General features: G+C 71.0%; 18 protein-coding genes. 8 read left to right on the top strand and 10 right to left on the bottom strand.

What is annotated here, in order from left to right; genetic code table 11:
• Nucleotides 1-4: 4 nt before the first annotated feature.
• Nucleotides 5-871, top strand: coding sequence for a hypothetical protein (locus H4696_RS09715; RefSeq protein ID WP_192782213.1), 867 nt, complete (start codon nt 5-7; stop codon nt 869-871).
• A gap of 48 nt (nt 872-919) precedes the next feature.
• Here the strand turns inward: H4696_RS09715 and H4696_RS09710 are convergent, their stop codons facing one another.
• Nucleotides 920-2,311: a KamA family radical SAM protein gene (locus tag H4696_RS09710; RefSeq protein ID WP_192782212.1), complete on the bottom strand. Its 1,392-nt coding sequence runs from the start codon at nt 2,309-2,311 to the stop codon at nt 920-922.
• Nucleotides 2,312-2,443: 132 nt separating this feature from the next.
• Between H4696_RS09710 and H4696_RS09705 the strand changes: the two genes are divergently transcribed.
• The 4 genes from H4696_RS09705 to H4696_RS09690 are packed head-to-tail and all read left to right on the top strand — an operon-like array spanning nt 2,444 to nt 7,300.
• Nucleotides 2,444-4,039 carry an amidohydrolase gene (locus H4696_RS09705; protein ID WP_086863251.1) on the top strand — a complete coding sequence of 532 codons (1,596 nt, stop codon included), beginning with the start codon at nt 2,444-2,446 and terminating at the stop codon, nt 4,037-4,039.
• 11 nt (nt 4,040-4,050) lie between these two features.
• Complete coding sequence (lnt, locus tag H4696_RS09700; protein ID WP_086863250.1) at nt 4,051-5,664, top strand: apolipoprotein N-acyltransferase; 1,614 nt, start codon at nt 4,051-4,053, stop codon at nt 5,662-5,664.
• 26 nt (nt 5,665-5,690) lie between these two features.
• Nucleotides 5,691-6,458 carry a polyprenol monophosphomannose synthase gene (locus tag H4696_RS09695; protein ID WP_086863249.1) on the top strand — a complete coding sequence of 256 codons (768 nt, stop codon included), beginning with the start codon at nt 5,691-5,693 and terminating at the stop codon, nt 6,456-6,458.
• A gap of 47 nt (nt 6,459-6,505) precedes the next feature.
• Nucleotides 6,506-7,300 (top strand): PIG-L deacetylase family protein, encoded by a 795-nt coding sequence (locus H4696_RS09690; protein WP_192782211.1) that lies wholly within the window; start codon nt 6,506-6,508, stop codon nt 7,298-7,300.
• Here H4696_RS09690 and H4696_RS09685 read toward each other — a convergent pair.
• The gene (locus H4696_RS09685; RefSeq protein ID WP_086863794.1) at nt 7,233-7,982 is read right to left on the bottom strand and encodes a DeoR/GlpR family DNA-binding transcription regulator; all 750 of its coding nucleotides are present in this window, start codon (nt 7,980-7,982) and stop codon (nt 7,233-7,235) included. The two genes, H4696_RS09690 and H4696_RS09685, sit on opposite strands and share 68 nt — an antisense overlap.
• Nucleotides 7,983-8,030: 48 nt before the next feature.
• Between H4696_RS09685 and H4696_RS09680 the strand changes: the two genes are divergently transcribed.
• A complete protein-coding gene (locus tag H4696_RS09680) occupies nt 8,031-8,648 on the top strand; it encodes an NUDIX domain-containing protein (protein WP_086863793.1) in 618 nt (205 codons plus the stop codon).
• Nucleotides 8,649-8,846: 198 nt separating this feature from the next.
• Here the strand turns inward: H4696_RS09680 and H4696_RS09675 are convergent, their stop codons facing one another.
• The 3 genes from H4696_RS09675 to H4696_RS09665 form a co-directional block, all read right to left on the bottom strand.
• On the bottom strand, nt 8,847-9,194 hold the full coding sequence (locus H4696_RS09675) for an RNA polymerase-binding protein RbpA (protein WP_003081521.1): 348 nt from the start codon (nt 9,192-9,194) through the stop codon (nt 8,847-8,849).
• A gap of 226 nt (nt 9,195-9,420) precedes the next feature.
• Nucleotides 9,421-10,185: a thymidine kinase gene (locus tag H4696_RS09670; RefSeq protein WP_163046633.1), complete on the bottom strand. Its 765-nt coding sequence runs from the start codon at nt 10,183-10,185 to the stop codon at nt 9,421-9,423.
• A gap of 21 nt (nt 10,186-10,206) precedes the next feature.
• Entirely contained in the window at nt 10,207-11,607 is a 1,401-nt protein-coding gene (locus H4696_RS09665; RefSeq protein WP_086863792.1) for an MFS transporter, read from the bottom strand.
• A gap of 245 nt (nt 11,608-11,852) precedes the next feature.
• Between H4696_RS09665 and H4696_RS09660 the strand changes: the two genes are divergently transcribed.
• On the top strand, nt 11,853-12,524 hold the full coding sequence (locus tag H4696_RS09660) for a transglycosylase family protein (protein ID WP_192782210.1): 672 nt from the start codon (nt 11,853-11,855) through the stop codon (nt 12,522-12,524).
• A 10-nt stretch (nt 12,525-12,534) separates the two neighbouring features.
• Here H4696_RS09660 and H4696_RS09655 read toward each other — a convergent pair whose 3' ends face one another.
• On the bottom strand, nt 12,535-13,317 hold the full coding sequence (locus H4696_RS09655) for a glycerophosphodiester phosphodiesterase family protein (RefSeq protein ID WP_192782209.1): 783 nt from the start codon (nt 13,315-13,317) through the stop codon (nt 12,535-12,537).
• Nucleotides 13,318-13,383: 66 nt separating this feature from the next.
• Here H4696_RS09655 and H4696_RS09650 point away from each other — a divergent pair, with 66 nt between their 5' ends.
• Nucleotides 13,384-13,755 carry a hypothetical protein gene (locus H4696_RS09650; protein WP_160697702.1) on the top strand — a complete coding sequence of 124 codons (372 nt, stop codon included), beginning with the start codon at nt 13,384-13,386 and terminating at the stop codon, nt 13,753-13,755.
• 3 nt (nt 13,756-13,758) lie between these two features.
• On the opposite strand, the gene H4696_RS09645 is transcribed toward H4696_RS09650, so the two are convergent.
• From H4696_RS09645 to H4696_RS09630, 4 genes are all read right to left on the bottom strand, one after another.
• Entirely contained in the window at nt 13,759-14,739 is a 981-nt protein-coding gene (locus H4696_RS09645) for a tyrosine-type recombinase/integrase (RefSeq protein WP_192782208.1), read from the bottom strand.
• Nucleotides 14,740-15,287: 548 nt separating this feature from the next.
• Entirely contained in the window at nt 15,288-15,728 is a 441-nt protein-coding gene (locus H4696_RS09640; protein ID WP_192782207.1) for an SRPBCC family protein, read from the bottom strand.
• Nucleotides 15,729-15,730: 2 nt separating this feature from the next.
• Nucleotides 15,731-16,066 carry a metalloregulator ArsR/SmtB family transcription factor gene (locus H4696_RS09635; protein WP_192782206.1) on the bottom strand — a complete coding sequence of 112 codons (336 nt, stop codon included), beginning with the start codon at nt 16,064-16,066 and terminating at the stop codon, nt 15,731-15,733.
• On the bottom strand, nt 16,063-16,509 hold the full coding sequence (locus H4696_RS09630) for an SRPBCC domain-containing protein (protein ID WP_192782205.1): 447 nt from the start codon (nt 16,507-16,509) through the stop codon (nt 16,063-16,065). Before H4696_RS09630 ends, H4696_RS09635 begins: the two co-directional genes overlap by 4 nt.
• Nucleotides 16,510-16,534: the final 25 nt, after the last annotated feature.

Genomic DNA, 16,534 nt, shown 5'->3' with positions numbered 1-16,534 from the left:
GACGATGTCCCACGACCGCCCGAAGGTTCCCGTCGCGCCGCCGCCGTCTCCGGATCGGCGCGCCGACCGCCCCAAGCCCGCCCAGGTCGCCGACTCCGCGCTGCCCTCCGCCGTGCCCCTGCCGGACGACATGGTCAGGGCGGGCAGGGAAATCCGCGCCTGGGTGGCCGCGGAGCGGAAGCCGGCTTCGGAGTCCGAGCGGCTCGTGCCCGCCGACCCCGCCGACCGGCAGCACAACTTCCGCGTCTCCTACGTGGTGAACTACGCGCTCAAGCAGGCGGGCGCGGTACCCGGCCGCGAGTACCCCCGCACGCCCTGGGACGTCCTGGTGGAAAAGGCGCTGTGGACGGTGACCGCGCTGCGGCAGTCGGACGCGAAGATCGGCTCCTCGGAAAGCCTCGTGCTGCGCGACGCCCAGCGTTACCTGTACGGCTCTCTGGGTGACGAATGGCTCCGGAAGCACGTGGTGCGGAAGTACCACGTGCCACCGGCGGTCGCGCCCTGGCTGCCCGGCAAGGTCATCGACCGCGGCTACGAAGACGTCGTGAAGCCCGCCGACATGGCGTACAACGCGGCCGTGGAGGAACTGACCGGGAGGAACCCCGGAGCCGGCCGCGCGAAGCCGGCCCTCCCGCACAGCCGCCCCGGCGGTGAGGCGTGGTACGACCGCGGCCGGGACGCTCGCCCCGGAGACTCCACCGGCGGCAGGGGCCTGGCGCCGTTCCTCCTGAAGCCGCCCGAGCCGGCACGCACACCGGACGACTCCGCGTCGCACCTCGCGTGGCCGCCCGGGCACGTCGACCTCGGCCACGGCGAGTCGGTCAACCTCGAGACCGGTCGCTACACGCCCGGGTACGGCCCGCGGTACTGACCTGCGGGGCCGGACCCGGGCGTGGTGCGGCGCCGGGGTGGGGTCAGGTCAAGCCCGGGGCTGGTTCGCCCACCAGGTCTGGCCGGCCTCGGGAAGCGTCGAGATCGGGTCGTAGTACGGGTACCGGCGCTGCAACGCCTCCGGGTCGTCCAGCTCGATCCCGGTCCGGTAGTTCTTCGTCCAGTACGAAATCCCCAGCTCACGGTCGTACTCGGCCAGCTGGTGCACCCACCGCTTCCCGACGTACGGCACGTCGCACACGATCCGCGGGGTCGCATACCCCGGCAGGTACCCCATGATCGAGTGCTGTAGCTCCTGTGCCTCGTGCACCGAGACCCGCCAGTGCTCCGCGTTCGGGATCATGTCGCACATGTAGAAGTAGTACGGCAGGATGTTCGCCTCGCCCTGCAGCGCGAAGCACAGGTCGAGCAGCTGCGCCGGGGTCGCGTTGACGCCGCGCATCAGCACGCCCTGGTTGCGGACGTCGCGGACGCCCACGTTCAGCGCCGTCTGCGCGGCCTCCGCCACCAGGGGGGTCACCGACTGGGCGTGGTTCACGTGGGTGTGGATCGCCAGGTTGACGCCGCGGCGCTGGGCGGTCACGGCGACGCGCTCCAGGCCTTCGACGACCTTCGGCTGGATCCAGTGCTGCGGCAACGCGGCCAGGGCCTTGGTCGCCAGGCGGATGTCGCGGACGGTGTCGATGTCCATCAGCCGCATGAGGAACGACTCCAGCTGCGGCCACGGGACGTTGGCCACGTCGCCGCCCGAGACGACCACGTCGCGGACGCCTGGGGTCTTCTTCAGGTACGCGATCATCGCGTCCTGGCGGTCGACCGGCTTGAGGGTCAGCTTGTGCTTCTCGACCGTCTCCGTGGAGTTGCCGACCAGGTCCATCCGGGTGCAGTGGCCGCAGTACTGGGGGCAGGTCGAGATCATCTCGGCCAGCACCTTGGTCGGGTAGCGATGGGTCAGGCCCTCCACGACCCACATCTCCGCCTCGTGCAGCGAGTCCCGCTCGGAGTGGGGGTGGCTCGGCCACGTGGCGTCGCGGTCGCTCTTGACCGGGAGCATGTAGCGGCGGATCGGGTCGGCGTAGAACGCCTCGGTCACCTTCGCCGGGTCGGTGCCCGCCGTGGGCGCCATCGTGTTGAGCATCTGGGGCGGCAGCAGCATCGACATGGTCGCCATTTCGCGCTGGTCGGCGAGCAGGTCCTCGTAGAAGCGTTCCTCCAGCAGGTCGCCCATCAGCGCGCGCAGCTGCTTGGCGTTGCGGACGCAGTGCACCCGCTGCCACTGCGCGTCACGCCACTCGGCCTCGGTCACGTCGTGCCAGCCGGGGAAGCGGCGCCAGTCGGGTTCCACCAGCTCGGCGCGGGCGTACTCGTAGGGCTGGTCGAAGGCGGCGGCAGGCGTCACAGGTTCCTGGATCGCAGTCACTTGTACTCCTAGTCGTCGGGAACGCGTTAAAATATCCTGTCATAACGTTCTCACGGAGTAAATCTTCCTGCCTGCTGGCGTGCCTTCCCCCAGGTGGCGGAAGCCCTCGGACGGGGGAGCAGACTCAAGGGCGTGACGGACGAACACACGACGCTCCTGCTCGGCGGGCGCGTCTACACCCCCGCCGGCCCGGACGCCACCGCCATGGCGGTCACCGGCGGCACCGTGGTCTGGGTCGGCCAGGACGCCCCCGCCCGAGCCCTTCACCCGGACGCCGAGATCGTCGACCTCCAAGGCGCCTTCGTCGCCCCCGCGTTCGTCGACGCGCACGTCCACGCCACCGCCACCGGCCTGCACCTGACCGGCCTCGACCTCACCGGCGCCCGCGACCGCGCCGACCTGCTGGGCCGGGTCCGCGCCGCCGTCACGCCCGGCCAGGTCCTGCTCGCCCACGGCTGGGACGAGTCCGCCTGGACCGACCCGCGCCTGCCCAGCCGCGCCGAACTCGACGACGCCGCCGGCGGCGCGCCCGTCTACCTCAGCCGCGTCGACGTCCACTCCGCGCTGGTGTCCACCGCGCTCGTCGAGCTCGCCCCGGCCGCCCGCACCGCCGACGGCTGGTCGCCCGACGGGCCGCTGACCCGCGCCGCCCACCACGCCGTCCGCGCGGCCGTGCGCGCCGCCATCCGCCCCGAGCAGCGCGAACGCGCCCAGCGGGCCTTCCTCGCCGAGGCCGCGAAGCAAGGCATCGTGAGTGTCCACGAGTGCGCCGGCCCCGACATCTCCGGCCGCGACGACCTCGCCGCCCTCCTCGCCCTCGCCGGCCCGGGCACCCCCGAGGTCGTCGGCTACTGGGGTGAGCTCGGCGCGGTGGACACCGCCCGGCAGCTGGGCGCCCGCGGCCTCGCCGGCGACCTGTTCGTCGACGGCGCCCTCGGCTCCCACACCGCCGCGCTGAGCGTCCCCTACGCCGACCACGCCGGCTCGGGCACGCTGTACCTCGACGCCCACCGCATCGGCGAACACCTCGCCGCCTGCACCGAAGCCGGGCTGCAGGCGGGCTTCCACGTCATCGGCGACGCCGCCGTGGCCGAAGTCGTCGAAGGCTTCCGGCTCGCTGAAAAGGAGGTCGGGCAGCGCGCGCTCGCCGCCCGCCACCACCGCCTCGAGCACGTCGAAATGGTCACCGCCGAGCAGGCGAAGCTGCTGGCCGGCTGGGGCGCCGTCGCCTCCGTGCAGCCGCTGTTCGACGCGCTCTGGGGCGGCGCGGACGGCATGTACGCCGAGCGCCTCGGCGCCGACCGCGCCGCCGGGCTCAACCCCTTCTCGGCCCTCGCCGCCGAGGGCGTCCTGCTGGCCTTCGGCTCCGACGCACCGGTGACGCCGCTCGACCCGTGGGGGAGCGTCCGCGCGGGCGCCTACCACCGGACGCCGGGCGCGGGCCTGTCGCCGCGGGCGGCGTTCACCGCCCACACCCGGGCCGGGCACCGCGCGGCGGGCGTCAACGACGGCGTCACCGGCAGCCTCGTCCCGGGCGCGCCGGCGCACTACGCGATCTGGGACGCCACCGACCTCGTCGTGGCCACCCCGGACAGCCGCGTGCAGCGCTGGTCCACCGACCCGCGCGCCGGCGTGCCGCCGCTGCCGCGGCTCGAACCGGACGCCGCGCTGCCGTCCTGCCTGCGGACGGTCCGCGCGGGTGCGGTCCTCCACGACGCCATCACCTAGAGTTCTCAGCCGTGGCAGTCACCGTGGCGGACCCCGAACCGGGCACCCCGCACCAACCCTCGCGGACCCGGCGGTTTCCCCGCGCGTGGCTCTTGCGGCTGGCCGCGGCGCTGGTGTCCGGCTTCGCCTACTACCTGAGCTTCGCCCCGCGCCCGCTGTGGTGGCTCGCCCCGCTCGCGTTCGCCGGCTTCGCCCTCGTGCTGCGCGGCCGAAGCTTCCGCGGCGCCTTCGGCTACGGCTTCGCGTTCGGGTTCGTGTTCTTCCTGCCGCTGCTGACGTGGCTGCTGGACTTCCTCGGCCCGGACTTCGGCCCGTGGCCCTGGCTGGGCTTGTCATTCGCGCTGGCGCTCTACTACGGCCTCGCTGGCGGCCTCATCACCCTCGTGGCGCGCCTGCCGCTCGCGCCGCTGTGGGGTGCGCTGGTGTTCATCGCGCTGGAGACCCCGCGCGCCTGGTTCCCCTTCGGCGGCTTCCCGTGGGGCCGGGTCGCGTTCAGCCAGCCCGAAGGCGCCTTCCTGCCGCTCGCCTCGATCGGCGGCGCCCCGCTGGTCGGCCTCGCCGTCGTCGGCACCGGCTTCGCGCTGGCCGCCCTCGCCGCCCGCCTGTGGGACCACCGCAAGCTCACCCGGCCCGCCGTCCTCGCCGCGCTCGGCACGGTGCTCCCGGTCGTCGCCGGGCTCGCGCTGTGGCCCGCGATCGGCACCGGCGCCCAGGACGGCGAACGCACCATCGCGACCGTCCAGGGCAACGCTCCCGACATCGGTCTCGCCCTGCAGGGCGAGCGCGAACTGCTGCGCCGCAACACCATCGCCGAGAGCCAGCGGCTGCTGGACGCCGTCCGCACCGGGAAAGTCCCCAAGCCGGACCTGGTGCTCTGGCCGGAGAGCGCCACCACCGTCACCGGCCCCGATCCCCAGGTCGACCAGCTCGTCGCGAACTTCGGCGTCCCCGCGCTGATCGGCGCGCTCTACGAGCTGCCCGACGGCCACATCCAGAACTCCGTCATCGCCTGGGACCCGCACACCGGGCCCGGGCAGCGCTACGCGAAGCAGCAGCTGGTGCCCTTCGGCGAGTACGTCCCGGCGCGCAAGGTCGCCGAGCTCGTCACGCCGTTCCTCGACTCCGAGACCGTCGACATGCTCCCCGGCGACGGCACGAACCAGACGCTGGCCGTCGCCGGCACCAAGGTCGGCGTGTTCGTCTGCTACGAAGCCGCGTTCGACTACCCGGCCCGCGACGCCGTCCGCGACGGGGCCGAAGTGCTCGTGGTGCCGACCAACAACGCCTGGTACGGCGAGAGCGAGATGAGCGTGCAGCAGCTGGCGATGTCCCGGCTGCGGGCGGTCGAACACGGCCGGGCCATCGTGGTGTCCGCCGTCTCAGGCGTGAGCGCGATCGTTGCCCCCGACGGGACCGTGACCAGCTCAACGGGCCTTTTCACCGCGGATTCCCTGGTCGGGCGCATCCCGCTCCGGACGCAGACTACGCTGTCGGATCGACTCGGTGCGTGGACGGAGTACGGGCTGCTGGCACTGGCGATCGCCGGGGTGGCCGGCGGGCTCGTACTCCGTTTTCGCACCCGGCGCGCGAGCGCCGGCACGGCAGCAGGGGAAGCGGCGGACTGACCGCCGCGGATATCGGAGGAGCACGGATGTCGCAGGCGCCGCGGGGGGCCCGGGAAATCGATCCGGTGCTGGTGGTGATCCCGACGTACAACGAACGGGAAAACCTCGGCCCGATCCTGGATCGCTTGCACAAGGTACTCCCGGACGTGCACGTGCTCGTGGTGGACGACGGCAGCCCGGACGGCACCGGCGAGCTGGCCGACGAGCGCGCGGCCGCGAACGACCACGTCCACGTCATGCACCGCACGGAAAAGGCCGGCCTCGGCGCCGCCTACATCGCCGGGTTCCGCTGGGGCCTGGCGCGCGAGTACAACACGATCGTCGAGATGGACGCCGACGGCTCGCACGCGCCGGAGGACCTGCCGCGCCTGCTGGACGCCGTCGGCGACGCCGACCTGGCGATCGGCTCCCGGTACGTGCCGGGCGGCAGCGTCGTGAACTGGCCGCTCAAGCGCCAGGTCCTCTCGCGCGGCGCCAACATCTACTCGCAGGTCGCGCTGGGCATGCGCACCCGCGACATCACGGCCGGCTTCCGCGCCTACCGGCGCCCGGTGCTGGAGAAGCTGGCCTTGGACGAGGTCAACTCGCACGGCTACTGCTTCCAGATCGACCTGACGATCCGCACGGCCGACGCCGGGTTCGAGATCGTCGAGGTGCCGATCACTTTCACCGAGCGCGAGATCGGCGAGTCGAAGATGGACGGCTCGATCATCCGCGAGGCGTTCCTGCGGGTGGCGAAGTGGGGCGCGGAGCGGCGCTGGCACCAGGTGCGGCGGCTGGTCAAGCGCGGCTGAGGACGGACTGGCCCCGGCGCCGCCCGTTCTCGGCCATCATGGGGCGGATGACGACCATCGTGGCCTTCCACGCGCACGCGGACGACCCCGTGCTGCTCAGCGGCGGCACCCTGGCGCGCGCCGCGGCCGACGGGCACCGGGTGGTGGTCATCGTGGCCACCGACGGCATGGCCGCCGAGCACCCGACGCCCCGCTGGGGCGAGCTGGAGGCCGCGGCGGCCATCCTCGGCGTGCGGCGCGTCGTGCACCTCGGGTACGCCGACAGCGGGCACGGGCCGGTCCTGTACGCGGATCCGCCCGGCCGACAGCGCTTCGCCCGCGCGGACACCGAGGAGGCCGCGCACCGGCTCGCGGCCGTGCTGCACGAGGAGCGGGCCGACCTGCTGCTCGGCTACGACGCCAACGGGGGCTACGGCCACCGCGACCACGTGAAGGTGCACGAAGTCGCGCGCCGGGCCGCCCGGCTGACCGGGACGCGGCTGCTCGAGGCCACGCTGCCGCGCGACTTCGCGCTGCGGTTCGTCCGGGTGGTCCGGGCGCTGCGGATCCCGTTCGACTACGACCCCGAGGCCCTCGAGCACGCCTACAGCCCCGCCTCGGCCGTCACCCACCGCTTCGACGTCCGGCGCTACGCCGGGCGGAAGCAGGCCGCGCTCGCCGCACACGTGTCCGACGTCCGCGGCACCGGGCGGCTCTCGGCCGTGCTGAGACTGCTCGTGTGGCTGCCGGCGCCACTGTTCGCGGTGGTGGCCGGCCGGGAGTGGTTCACCGAGGTCACGCCCGCAGGATCGGCACGCCCAGGTCTGCAAGTTCCTGCACGTTCTGGTCGTCGGAGTCGGTGATCACGCCGGCGACGTCGGCGAAGGGCAGGACGGTGAACCGCGACGCGGTGCCGAGCTTTTCGGCGCTGGCCAGGACGTAGGTGTCGGCGGCGCGCCGGGCCAGTGTGCGTTTCATGGCGGCCTCGTCGGCGTCCCCGGTGGTGAGCCCGGCCTCGGGGTGCACGCCGGTGACGCCGAGGAGGAAGACGTCGGCGCTGATCGCCTGGGCGGCCTCGGCCGCGGCGGCGCCGCAGGTGACGGCGGAGTGCCGGAACAGCCGGCCGCCGAGCAGGAAGACCTCCACGCCCGGGTGGTCGAGCAGCGCGACAGCGACGGTGGGGCTGTGGGTGACGACGGTGGCTTCGAGGTCACGGGGCAGCGCGTTCGCGACGGCCAGTGTCGTGGTGCCGCCGTCGAGGATGACGGTCGCCCCGGGCCGGACCAGCCCGGCGGCGACCGCGGCGACCCTGTCTTTCCTGTCGACGGCGATGGCCGCCCGGCTGCCGTAGTCGGCGACGGCGGGGGAGACGGGCAGCGCGCCGCCGTAGACGCGCTGGCACAGCCCGGCCGCGGCCAGGTCGCGCAGATCCCGGCGGATGCTGTCTTCGGAGACGCCGAGCTCGGCCGCGACGTCCTTCGCCAGCACCTTGCCCTCGGCCGCCAGCCGGGCGAGCAGCAGTTCACGGCGTTCCCCGACCAGCATGCACGATCCTCCTTGTTTCTTCCGAGTTCTGCACATTATGGTCAGGGCATGACCTCTCCGACAAGCCTGTCCCGCAACCCGCGCGTCCGGGTCACCGACGTCGAACTGCTGTCGGACGCCTGGTACGTCCTGCGCCGCACGACGTTCGAGTTCCAGCACCGCGACGGCCGCTGGACGACCGAGCAGCGGGAGACCTACGACCGCGGCAACGGCGCCACGGTGCTGCTCTACGACCCGGCGCGCGAGACGGTGCTGCTGACCCGCCAGTTCCGCTACCCGGTCTACGTCAACGACCATCCGGACGGCATGTTCCTGGAGGCGGCCGCGGGCTTGCTGGACACCGACGACGCGGAGACGGCGATCCGGCGCGAGGCGCAGGAGGAGACGGGCGTCCGCATCGGCGCGCTGGAGCACGTGTTCGACGTCTACACGAGCCCGGGCTCGGTCACCGAGCGCCTGCACTGCTACGCGGCGCCGTACGACCCGGCCGACCGGGGCGCGGGTGGCGGGATCGCCGAGGAGGGGGAGGACATCGAGGTGGTGGAGCTGCGGTTCGAGGACGCACTGAAGATGATCGGCACGGGGGAGATCGCCGACGCGAAGACGATCATGCTCCTGCAGTGGGCAGCGCTGCAGGGCCCCTTTAGCGCGCGGCAAAGGTCTTGAATGAGTCATTCAGGTCACCGGAGGTCCTGAATGACTCATTCAAGACCTCCGGAGGCCGCGGCCCGGCAAAGTGAGTCGGCGCGGCCGACAGGGCCGCACTCGGGTCACCTGCCGCCGGGTAGGCGAAAGGCCCCCGCGGGGGGAGGTCGCGGGGGCCTTTCCGTTGTGGTGGGAGCGGTGGCTACGGGCCGATCAGGACTACGCGGACCGGGAGGTCCGCCGGCCCTTCAGCTCGGCGAGACGTTCGTTGAGCAGGTCCTCGAGCTCGGGGATCGTGCGCCGTTCCAGCAGCATGTCCCAGTGGGTGCGCGGCGGCTTGACCTTCTTCTGCTCGGGCTGCCCACCGTCGACGATCTCCGATTCGCTGCCGTGCAGGCGGCACTCCCAGACCGTCGGGATCTCGGCGTCGTCGGAGAACGGCACCTCGAACTCGTGGTTCTTCGGGCATGCGTAACGCACGGTGCGGCGTGGAGCGAGGTCGTGGTTGCGGTCGGTCTCGTAGCTGACCGCTCCCAGCCGGCTTCCACGAAGAACACGGTCGGCCATAGTGGGGTCCTTTCAGTCAGCTCCGGGGTGGAGCCAGGGTGATGCTCACCCTATGCAACGACTCGGGGCCCCCGGGGATTCCCGGGCGGCCATGTCGTTGCTCACGATGAGCTGCGTCACCCGCCGGCATCAGCTTCCTCTAGTAGGAGGCGTTTCGCGCTCCGGCGTGACGTCAATACGGCCTTCTTAGTGCTGATATCCCCCGGATGGGCTACTGGGGCACAGCTCAGGTCAACCGTAACTGACCGTGATGAGCAGTAACCGGCCCCAAGTCACCCGATCGAAAGTGGCGGCGACACAATACCTGATAACGCACCGTAGCGAATTCGGCCTCAAAACGTGCTGAAGCTGAAGTTTCAACTACGGATTGTTCGGTATCTGCCACCACGACGGTATCGCCTTCGCGCACGACCTCGCCGTCGACCACCCGCGCGTTGAACCGCCCGGGCAGCCCGCACCAGCACAGCACCTCCACCTGAACCGGCTGCAACTCGTCCGCCAGTTCGAACAGACGAGCGGCACCCGGGAACAACCGGCTCCGGAAGTCCGTCGCGATCCCGAAGCAGTACACGTCGATCTCCACCTCGTCGGCCAGCTCCGCCAGCTGGTCGACCTGGGCGGGGGAGAGGAACTGCGCCTCGTCCACCACGACGTAGTCCACGTGCTGCCCGCGCGCCCACTCCTGCCGGACCAGGTCCCGCACGTCGGTGTCCTCGACGACCTCCACCGCCTGCCGCGTCAGGCCGATCCGGCTGGAGATCTGCGGCGCGCCCGAACGGTCGTGGCGCACCAGGATCAGGCCCCGCCGGCCCTGCCGGGCGTGATTGTGGTCGATCTGCAGCGCGAGCGTCGACTTCCCGCAGTCCATCGGCCCGTAGCAGAACTTCAGCCTGCCCACCGGCGGCGTACCGCGGCGCGAACCGGCCGCGGGGACCGACGACAGGGCGTCCGTGGGGTCGGGGCCGGCGGCCCGGTCGTTCACAAAGGTCACGACAGCCGACCCTATCGGGGCCTAGAGCACCTCCGGCGGGGTGTTGCCCGCCGCCACGATCGCCCGCCGCACCGGCACCAGCCACACCAGCACCAGACCCACCGCGAAGAAGACCACCAGCGCCACGATGGCCAGCCGGAACGACCCCGTCGCCTGCCCGACGCCGGCGAACACCAGCGGCCCCAGCCACGACGTCCCGCGCTCGCCCACGACGTAGAGCGAGTAGTACTGGGCGTCCTTGCCCGCCGGGATCATCTGGCTGAACAACGACCGCGACAGCGCGTTCGTTCCCCCGAGCACCAGCCCGATCCCCACCGCCACCGCGAGGAACTGCAGCATCTGCTTCGGCTGCACGAAGTATGCCCCCGCCAGCACCACCACCCACAGCACCAGGCTGCCCAGGATCGTCCGCTTCGCCCCGATCCGCCGCGCCACCAGCCCGTGCAGCGTCCCGCCCAGGTACGCCACGAACTGGATCACCAGGATCGTCACGATCAGCACGCTGTTGCCGAAGCCCAGCTCGTCCTTGCCGTACTGCGCCGACACCGTCACCACCGTGTTGATGCCGTCGGTGAAGACCAGGTAGCTGCCCAGGAAGGCCAGCGTCAACGGGTACGCCTTCGCCGACACCAGCGTCTGCCGCAGCTCCGCGAAGCCCGCCCGCAACACCGTCTTCCCCGGCACGACGTCGACCGGCTCGTGCCGCCGGGGGAGCGCCCGCACCGCCGGGACGGTGAACGCCGCCCACCACAACCCCGAGGTCAGGAAGCAGATCTGCACCGCCATGCCCTCGCTCACGCCGAACGTGTCGTGCCCGAGGTAGAACCCCAGCTGCAGCGCCAGCGCCAGCCCGCCACCCAGGTACCCGAACGCCCAGCCCTTCGCCGAGATGTCGTCCCGCTCGTCCGGCCCGCCGATGTCGACCAGGAACGAGTAGTAGACGACCAGCGAACCGCCGTAACCGATGTTCGCGATGATGAACAGCACCATGCCCAGCTGCCAGTCCGACCCCGCGAGGAAGAACATCGCCGCCGCGGCCGCCGCACCCAGGAAGGCGAACCCGCCCAGGATCCGCCGCTTGTTGTGGCTGCGGTCGGCCACCGCGCCCGCGATCGGCAGCACCAGCACCTGCACCACCGTCGCCACCGACAGCAGGTAGCCCCACACCGAACCGGCCGGGAAATGCAGCCCGAACAACGTCACGTCGCAGTGGTGCAGCGTGTCCGCCTTGCCCGCCGCGTCGACGCACGGGCGGTCCCCGTTAAGGGTGAAGTTCGTCTTCGCGTCCGCCGCCGCGATCCCGCTCATCGACAGCGCGCCGAACACCGTCGTCGACGACGAATAGAACGGCGAATTCGCCCAGTCGTAGAAATACCAGCCCCAGCGCTCACGCTTGGACGAGCGCGTCCCGGCCAGCGTCATCCACGGCTCCTTCAGCTCAAGAACTTCCAGGTCAGCGCGGAGACTACTGGGAGGTAGCGACGGCGCTCACAGCACCGCCGAAACCGTGTCCGGTTTGTCGCTTCAGGCGCATTCGCCACTTCCGGGGCAATCACGGTTCCGGCCCTCGCGGCGTGTCGCGAACGCGTGTGAACAGAGTTTCATGTGAGACTGAGGCGCGCAGTGTGTCCCTTGTGGTCAGTGGGACACACTCCTACTGTGCTCCCATGATCCAGATCCGGAGACGCACCACCGCGAGGATCCTTCTCCTCGCCTTCGCCGCCATGGGTCTGCAGCTGACCGTCCCCGCCGTCGCCACCGCGGACCCCGCGTCGACGACCTGGGCCAAGCTCCGCATGTGCGAATCCAGCGGCCGCTACGCCACCAACACCGGCAACGGCTACTACGGCGCCTACCAGTTCGACCTGCCCACCTGGCGCAGCGTCGGCGGCACCGGCCGCCCCGACCAGGCCGCACCCGCCGAACAGGACTACCGCGCCCTCTACCTCTACCGCATGCGCGGCTGGCAACCCTGGCAGTGCGCCGGCATGCTCAAGCTCGCCGGCGACGCCGACGCCCGCAGCAAGCGCATCCCCACCTACGCCGACTCCGCCTACATCGGCGGGGGACCGGCCCCCGCACCCACCCCGCCACCCCCCGGCGGCCCGATGCCCGCCTGGCCCGGCGTCGTCTACCAATACGGCGACTGCGCCGCCCCGCTCAAGGCCTTCCAGCTGCGCATGAACGCCTACGGCTACGGCTTCACCGGCACCGGCTGCTACTACGAGAAGACCCGCACCGCCGTCCTCGACCTCCAGCGCGCCAACGGCATCAAGGACAGCGGCCTGCTCGGCCCGAAGACCTGGACCGCCGCCTGGCAGGGCAAACCACCCCGCTGATCCGGCCCGGTCAGGCCTGCTGCCACGTACCCCGCTCGATCAGCACCTCGCGCAGCAGGTCCGGCCGGTCCGTCACGATCCCGTGCACCCCCAGGTCCAGCAGCATCCGCATCTCCGCCGGATCGTCGATCGTCCACGTGTGCACCTCGATCCCGGACCGCCCCGCGATCGACAGGAACGCCTTGTCCACCACCCGCAACGCACCCTGCCGCACCGGCACCTGCGCCATCGCCCCCAGCACCAGCCGCCCGAGGGGGAGCAGCGGCAGCTTCCCCCGCGCCCACAACGCGAACGCCGACCGCGGCCCCATCGCCGTCACCAGCTTCGGCCCCGCCAGCTTCCGCAACCGCACCAGCCGCGCGTCCGAAAACGCCGCCGCCGCCACCCGGTCGTGCGCACCCGTCCGCTCCAGCACCCGCACGAACGGCTCCACCGCCTGATCGGCCTTCACGTCGATGTTGAACCGCGCGTCCGGCAGCTCCTCCAGCACGTCCTCCAGCCGCGACAACGGCACCTTCCCGCCGACCTTGACGCCCTTCAGCTGCTCCCACGTCTTCGTCGCGATCGCCCCGGAACCATCGGTCGTCCGATCCAGGTTCGGGTCGTGGTGCACCACCACCACACCGTCCGCCGTCGCGTGCACGTCCGTCTCGAGGTACCGGTACCCCTCCGCGCACGCCCGCTTGAACGCCGGCAGCGAATTCTCCAGCCCGTCCAGCTCATCGAGGTGCCAGCCCCGGTGGGCGAAAGCACGGGGGAGCGGATCGGCCAGGTACGGGAACGACGACTGCATACCCCAAGTGTGCACTTCCGCCATGGCCCCGGCATGACCCGGCGATGGCCAGCTAGGGTCTCCCGGGTGAGGGAAGCCGCCGAACTGACCCAGCTCGAACCCGTCCCGGCCCGTCGCGGCGCCCCCAAGCACTGCGGCTGGTGCGGCCGCCGCCTCCCGGAAGCCGGCAACGTCGGCCGCCGGCGCCGGTACTGCGGCCAATCCTGCCGCCAACGCGCTTACGAACGCCGCACGGCACTGCAGCGAAGCGGACTCCCCGAAGACGCCGTCGTGCTCTCCGACACCGAGATCGCCGCCCTCCAGGACCGCCTCTTCCAGCTGCGCTGCGCCGCCGAAGACATCGTCACCGCCGTCGACGACGGCGCCGACCCCCGCGAACTACGCGGCCTCGCCGACGAGATCGCCCGCGCGGCCAAAGACCTCGAACAACTCCGCTGACCCTCAGCCCAGCCCGTCCAGCGCCCGGTACGTCCGGTTGCTCGCCGCCGCCGCACGCTGCTCACGACCCGTCGCCTCGATGTAGTTCTGGCTCGTCGCCAAACTCGCGTGCCCCAGCAACGCCATGATCTCCGAAGCCGTCGCCCCGTCCTCCGCCAGCCGCGTCGCGAACGTGTGCCGCAACGCGTGCAAGTTCGCCCCCGCCGGCACCCGGTCGTGCAACCCCGCTCCCCGGTAACACGACTTCACCAGGTACTCCAGCGCACCCCGCCCGATCGGCTCACCCGCCCGGTCCAGCAGCAACGGCGAACCAGGGGAGAACCGCGCGTTCGGGAACCGCACCCGGCACGACTCCCGGTACCGCTCGATCAGCTCCGCCAGCACCGGCTGCACCGGGATCGACCGGTCCCGGCTGCCCTTGCCCTTCACGTGCAACCGCAACTCACCCGCACGCCCCACCAGCGACCGCGACGACAACGCCCGCATCTCCGCCGCCCGCAACCCCGCCACCAGGCCCAGCGCGATCACCAGCACGTCCCGCTCCGGCCACGGATCCCGCGCCCGCCGCGAACCCGCGGCCGCCGCCGACAGCAGCTGCTCCGGGGTTTCCTCACCCCGCAACGGCTTCGGCGTCAACGCCGGCGTCCGCGGCCGCGCCACCGCACCCATCGGATTGCCCGGCAGCAAGCCGTCGGCGACGCAGAACGTCAGGAACTGGTTCCACGTCGACCACGCCCGCAGCACCGAACTCTTCGCGTGCCCGTCCGCGAACGCACCGAACGCCGCGCGCAGCGCCGGTCCCGTCAGCTCGGCGACCTCCAGGTCCTCGGCGGGGCGGCCCAGCTCCGAAACCAGGAGAGTGGTGATCCCGGCGAGGTCCCGCCGGTAGGCGTCGGTGGTGTGCGGCGAGTCCTTGCGCGGCCGGCGGGCGGCGAAGAAGGCTTGCTGTGCTTCGGAAAGCCTCATGTGGATCTTGTACCGCACACCACCGACAATTCCGGTGCCCGGGTCCCGAACCGACATTTCATGCATAATTGCCATTATGCATGAAATGTCGGTTTAGCCTGGAATGACCCCCCTGGGGGATCCAGGACTCTCTCGGAGTCGATTTCGGGCTCGAATCGCCCCCTCGATGCCCACAGCGGGGATGCGCACGTATGTTCGAGTGCCTAACCTGCCAACGGGGCCACCCGGGACTCCGAGGGACAAGCGGCTGAGCGATCCGCAGCATTGAAGGTCGCCAACCGTTTTTCCCGTGGCCGTTTCCCCGGTCGAGTTTCGTCACCGTGACGTTTTAGGGTCGAGTGGCAGGACATCGTTATCCCTGCTCCAGGGGATGCTCTACAGCCCCCGGCGGGTGCCCTCACGAGCGCTCGACGCCTGTCACAGAAGAACGGCGGGCGAGAAACCTCAGGAGAAGCCGTCCTGGCGAAGCGAACACTCCACCCCGGGAACTCGGCTTCGGCACCCCTCCCGGGTTCCCGCCGCAGCATGCCCTCAAGTGCCGATAATGTACATTATGTCAGGTAACGTCAGTGCCAGTCGCTGATCATGACGTCCCGCGGTGCCGGGGCACCTTCCCCGGTCTCGACGAGCTGCTTGAGGCTCATCAGGTAGATCGCCCACTTCGTGCTGCAGTGGTGCATGAACTCGCCCGCTTCACGCCAGCCCTCGTGCTTGAACAGGACGATCGTGTAGTCGCTGCGCTGGTCGAGCTCCCAGCGGATCGTCGTGCCGATCCACTCCGGCGGTCCGTCGACGACTTCCCAGCGGACGAGCCGGCCCGGCTCGAGCTCGATGACCTTCATGTCGAAGCCGCCCGGGATGAAGCGGAACGCGATGACGCCGCCGAGTTCGGTGTCCCCCACGGTCTTTTCGGTCCACCAGTCCGACAGGCCGTCGAGCGTGGTGAGTGCTTCGTAGACCTTCTCGGGGCTGGCGTTCTGGATGCCGATGCGGTGCAGGATGTCCATTTCTACTGCTTCTTCCGTTCGATGGTTTCGGCGATGTGCTTGATGTGGCGGAGCCGGGCGTCCCAGGCGTTGCCGACGTCGGCGAGCTGGGCGACGGCGCGACCGAGCTGGGTTTCGTCGACGCGGAACTGCTTTTCGCGTCCTTCGGCCTGTGCGTGCACGAGGCCGGCGCGGTCGAGGACGGCGAGGTGCTTGGCGACGGCCTGGCGGGTCACCGGGAGGTGTTCGCTGAGGCTGGTGGCGGTCCCCCGGCCTTCGCTGAGCAGGAGGTCGAGCATGCGGCGGCGGGTGGGGTCGCCGATGGCCGACCAGAGGTCGTCGTCCACGGCGGCGGTCACGAGGTGGCTCCCACCTTGGCGGTGACGGCGGGGATGCGGGGCAGGAAGTGGTCCCAGCCGCTTTCGTGGTCGGTGTATTCGGCGGCGATCTTGGCTTCGTCCCAGCCGCGTTCGCGGAAGCCGGTTTCGGTCATGCGCAGGCGGGTGCCGGTTCCGGTGGGTTCGAGTTCGAAGACGACGAGGAAGGAGTTGCCCGGTGCGGCGGTCTCCCCCTCGGCGTGGGTCCAGCGGAAGGAGAAGAGCTTGGGCGGGATGGCGTCGACGACGGTGAAGCGGACGGGGTGGCCGTCGAAGGCGATGTGGCCTTCTCCCCCGGGTTCGACGGGGTATTCGGCCTCGTCGGGCCACCATTCGCGGACGTGCTCGGGGTTGCTGACGACGTCGAAGACGACGTCGGGGGTGGCGTCGATGTGGATTTCGCGTTCGAGGGTTCCGTGGTCCATGTCCGCTCCTTATGCAACGTTTGGT

The organism is Amycolatopsis lexingtonensis (assembly GCF_014873755.1).
Lineage (GTDB): Bacteria > Actinomycetota > Actinomycetes > Mycobacteriales > Pseudonocardiaceae > Amycolatopsis > Amycolatopsis lexingtonensis.
Note: the sequence above shows the minus strand (reverse complement) of the source record. Positions and strands in the feature narration are given on the sequence as shown.